Raw genomic sequence first — 4,816 nt, 5'->3', positions numbered from 1 at the left:
CAATCCCCAAAACTTTGACCTCCACCGTCTGCTAGATGACATTGATGATATGTTTAAAATCAAAGCAGAGGAGAAAAATCTCTACTTACTGATGGAGTATGAACCCGATCTGCTCCGCTATGTCCGTACCGATGAAATTAAATTGCGCCAAGTGCTGATTAATTTGATTAACAACGCCCTCAAATTTACTCAATCTGGTGGCGTTTCAATTAGAGCTGGCAATCTGAAAACTAATAGTCAAGCTCAAGTATTAGATGCTAATTCCCCTACACTTCATTTTGAAATTGAAGATTCAGGAGCGGGAATTGCTCAAGAAGAATTAGAACATCTTTTTCAAGCCTTTAGCCAAACCAAAACCGGAAAACAAGCTCAGGAAGGAACGGGTTTAGGATTATCTATTAGCAACCAATTTGTGCGTTTGATGGGAGGCGAGATCAAAGTTAAAAGTGTCGTGGGGCAAGGCACAACTTTCCTATTTGATATTCAAGTTACTGAAGTAGCAGCCAGCGATATTACCACAAACCAGCCATCTCGCCGAGTTATTGCTCTCGAACCCAATCAACCCAAATATCGTATTCTTATCGTTGATGATAAAGCGATCAATCGCCAATTATTAATTAAACTACTTTCTCCCTTGGGATTTGAACTTCAAGAGGCAAATAACGGTCAAGAAGCTGTGGATATTTGGGAGAAATGGGAACCGCACTTAATCTGGATGGATATACGGATGCCAGTGATGGATGGTTACACTGCTAGCAAAATTATTAAATCTCACCTCAAAGGTCAAGCAACAGCAATTATTGCCTTAACAGCAAGCATCTTAGAAGAAGAAAAAGCAGTAGTCATGTCCGCAGGATGCGATGATTTTGTGAGAAAACCTTTTCGAGAGGAAGAAATTTTTAAGGTGATGAATAAACATATTGGTGTCAAATATGTTTATGAAGATTTAATTCCAGAAAATACGGCAACAACAACAAAAGAGGTTTTAACCCCAGAGGTAATGGCAGAAATTCCCACTGAGATTTTAGCCCAACTCGAAGAAGCAGTCATGTTTTCTGATGAGGACTTAATTGCCACGCTAATAAAACAAATCGCTACTCATAATGATTCTTTGGCTCTGGCACTAAAAACTTCTCTGCATAACTTTGAGTATGAAAAAGTCTTGAGTTTAATCTCAGCAACCATAGCATACAAGGAGTAATATCATGTCCGGTAGCATTGGTGTAAAAAGAGTGTGGGAAGGGTGGGAAGTGTGGGAAGTGTGGGAAGTGTGGGAAGTGTGGGAAGTGTGGGAAGTGTGGGAAGATTTGGTAATGGTTGAAGATAGAACATTTTTTTCTACCGAATTAAGCGGATTTGATATAATCAGGACTTACGAAGTATGACGAAAATACGTCATTGCGACCGACAGGGAAGCAATCTCAAATCGTGGTTTTTCGTACCTCATGCGTAAGTCCTGATAATATAAGGAGTAATATCATGTCCGGATAATTAGTGATAAAAACACTTCTTTTTCCTGGTACATTCTTTTCTCCTGTCTCCTGACTCCTCCCTAATAGACATCTCCGATAATCAAAAATCAAATCAATTATCGTACAGAAATAATCAATTCTTTCCCCCTACTCCCTACTCCCTACTCCCTACTCCCTCTTTTCCGGAGAGGTCTAATTATTTATAACTGTTCAACCAGACATGATATAAACATGAATTCTACTCAAGAGCAAATCATTATTATTGATGATACCCCAGCCAATTTACACGTACTTAGCAGTCTGTTAAAGGAAAACGGCTATTTGGTGCGAGCATTTCCTAGTGGAAAATTGGCTTTAACATTTATTGAAAAATTTTCTCCTAGTTTGATTTTGCTGGATATTAAAATGCCAAACATGGACGGGTACGAAGTTTGTCAACATCTCAAAGCAAATGAATTGACTTACGATATTCCAGTAATTTTTATTAGTGCTTTAGATGAAGTAATGGATAAGCTCAAAGCTTTTACTGTGGGAGGGGTGGATTATATTACGAAACCATTTCAAGCCGAGGAAGTTTTAGCTCGCATTTCTACTCATTTAGAACTCACTCGCCTGCAAAAACTTCTGAAACAAGAAAATTATATGCAAGCTCAACAATTAGCAGAACAAAATAAACAACTCCAGCAGGTGAATCAGGAATTAGAAACAGCTAATCAGGAACTGAATAAAAAATACGATGAACTAAAACAAGCCCAACTCACTATTATTCAAAGCGAGAAAATGGCTACCTTGGGAAATCTCGTGGCGGGAGTAGCCCACGAAATTAACAATCCCGTGGGGTTTATTTCCGGCAATTTAGATTATGCCACTGAATACATTCAATATTTAATAGATTTGTTGGAGCTTTATCAACAAGGTATTGATTGGAATAGTCAAACAACTCAAGAAAAAATTGAAGAGATAGAATTAGATTATTTATTGACAGATTTACCAGGATTAATTGACTCAATGAAAGAAGGAACAAAACGTATTGCAGAGATTAGTAAATCTATGCGAACTTTCTCCCGTGACGATACAATTGCTAAGGTAGCTTTTAATATCCATGATGGTATCGACAGCACTTTATTAATTCTCAGACACCGACTCAAACCCAATGAAAAACGACCAGAAATAGAAGTAGTAAAAAACTATGGCAAACTGCCACCAGTATATTGTTATCCCGGACAATTAAATCAAGTATTTATGAATTTAATTGCTAATAGCATTGATGCTTTAGAAGAAAGTAATTTTGGGAAAACTTTCGCCGAAATCAAAGCAGCACCAAATCAGATTACTATTACTACAGAAATTGATTCAAAAACACAACAGGCAATTATCCGTATAGGAGATAATGGTATAGGTATGAGTGAGGAAGTTAAAAATAAAATATTCTGTCATTTATTTACCACAAAAGGAGTAGGAAAAGGAACAGGTTTAGGTTTATCAATTTCTCTGCAAATAGTAGAGGAAAAACATGGAGGGAAAATTACTTGTACTTCAGAATTAGGAACAGGAACTGAGTTTACAATTAGTTTGCCAAATAATTAGATATTAGCTCGAATCCAGGAGTATCGGTACAATAGAGTTGTGGTGAAAATAGTCAAATAGTTACGGCGCTGCTAATGATAGAAGATAATTGATAAAATGTTGAAATAAATAAATTAAGCATAACTATGAACTTAACTATTACATCCTTAACTAATTACGAAATAGGTGACTTAATACATGAAAGCGAGCGCACTCTTGTCTATCGTGGAGTGGCTAAAGCAGATACTCAACCAGTGGTAATTAAACTGATGCGCAATGACTTTCCTTCTTTTCAGGAATTAGTCCAGTTTCGCAACCAATACACCATTGCTAAAAATCTATCTGTTGAAGGTATAGTTAAACCATTAGCTCTGTTAAATTATCAGAATCGCTATGCCTTAATTATGCCAGACTTTGGTGGCATTTCTTTAGGTGAATATTATCAAAATTTCTTGTCTGATATCAAAGACATATCCGAATTTTTAGACATAGCTATTCAAATAGCAGAAATTATCTATCAATTACACCAAAACCGAATTATTCATAAAGATATTAAACCAGCAAATATACTAATTAATCCTACCACCAAAGAGATATACCTCATCGACTTCAGCATCTCTTCTCTGTTACCAAGGGAAACTCAAGAAATTCAGAACCCTAATGTCTTAGAAGGAACTTTAGCTTATATTTCCCCCGAACAAACCGGGCGGATGAACCGAGGAATTGACTATCGCAGCGATTTTTATTCCCTCGGAGTCACCTTTTATCAACTGCTAACCGGAGAACTTCCGTTCAAATCTGAGGACCCGATGGAATTAGTTCATTGTCACATTGTGAAAATTCCCATTCCACCTCATAAAGTCAAACCGGAAATACCCAAGGCGCTATCAGAAATAGTGATGAAACTAATAGCAAAAACAGCCGAAGACCGCTATCAAAGTGCCCGAGGAATCAAACACGATTTAGAAAAGTGTTGGCAGCAGTGGCAAGAGACTGGTAGTATCGTCGAGTTTGAGTTGGGAGAGCGGGATATCTCAGAGCGCTTCCTCATTCCCGAAAAACTCTACGGGCGAGAAAAAGAAGTACAAACTTTACTTGATGCTTTCAATCGCGTCAGTCAAGAAAATAGCGAATTGCTCTTAGTAGAGGGATATTCGGGGGTCGGAAAAACCGCCGTCGTCAACGAAGTTCACAAACTCATCGTCCGACAACGAGGCTATTTCATCAAGGGTAAATTCGACCAATTCAGTCGTAATATCCCTTTCAGTGCATTTTTGCAATCCTTTCGAGACTTGATGGGGCAATTACTGGGAGAAGGAGATGCCGAATTAGCCAACTGGAAAGAGAAAATCTTAGAAGCAGTGGGAGAAAATGGGCAAGTTCTCATTGATGTGATTCCCGAACTCGAACGCATCATCGGACAACAACCCCCCGTCCCTGAACTATCAGGAACGGCTGCCCAAAATCGTTTTAACCTCCTATTCCAGAAGTTTATCGCCGTCTTTACCACCCAAGAACATCCCTTAACACTCTTTCTCGATGATTTGCAATGGGCAGATTCAGCCTCCCTCAATCTGATGAAAGTCCTGATGGGGGATAGCCAGACGCGATATTTACTCCTGTTGGGAGCCTATCGAGATAACGAAGTCTTCCGTTCTTAGAAACCTACGATAATCTATAGAAATCTATGATTATCTGTTCTATTCCCTATTCCACTGGCAACGTCGGCGTTATCCAGCTCCTCAGGCTGACACGGACGTTCGCGTTAGCGGAGCGTA

3 protein-coding genes and 1 pseudogene are annotated in these 4,816 nt (G+C 38.6%); all 4 read left to right on the top strand.

Features of this window, described 5'->3' with window-relative positions; genetic code table 11:
* A partial coding sequence (locus F6K22_RS32100) for an ATP-binding protein (RefSeq protein ID WP_293107637.1) occupies window positions 1–1,201 on the top strand: 1,201 nt, incomplete at its 5' end.
* Window positions 1,202–1,205: 4 nt separating this feature from the next.
* On the top strand, window positions 1,206–1,385 hold the full coding sequence (locus F6K22_RS32095) for a hypothetical protein (protein ID WP_293107634.1): 180 nt from the start codon (window positions 1,206–1,208) through the stop codon (window positions 1,383–1,385).
* 318 nt (window positions 1,386–1,703) lie between these two features.
* Complete coding sequence (locus F6K22_RS32090) at window positions 1,704–3,059, top strand: hybrid sensor histidine kinase/response regulator (protein ID WP_293107632.1); 1,356 nt, start codon at window positions 1,704–1,706, stop codon at window positions 3,057–3,059.
* A 125-nt stretch (window positions 3,060–3,184) separates the two neighbouring features.
* Window positions 3,185–4,687: pseudogene (locus F6K22_RS32085) on the top strand (ATP-binding protein); the annotation flags it as partial.
* Window positions 4,688–4,816 lie beyond the last annotated feature (129 nt).

It is taken from the genome of Okeania sp. SIO2F4 (assembly GCF_010672385.1).
GTDB lineage: Bacteria > Cyanobacteriota > Cyanobacteriia > Cyanobacteriales > Microcoleaceae > Trichodesmium.
Note: the sequence above shows the minus strand (reverse complement) of the source record. Positions and strands in the feature narration are given on the sequence as shown.

Excerpts from the sequence above, each read along its gene's own strand:
- F6K22_RS32095 (WP_293107634.1), top strand. The coding sequence starts at position 1,206 with ATGTCCGGTAGCATTGGTGTAAAAAGAGTGTGGGAAGGGTGGGAAGTG.
- F6K22_RS32090 (WP_293107632.1), top strand. The coding sequence starts at position 1,704 with ATGAATTCTACTCAAGAGCAAATCATTATTATTGATGATACCCCAGCC.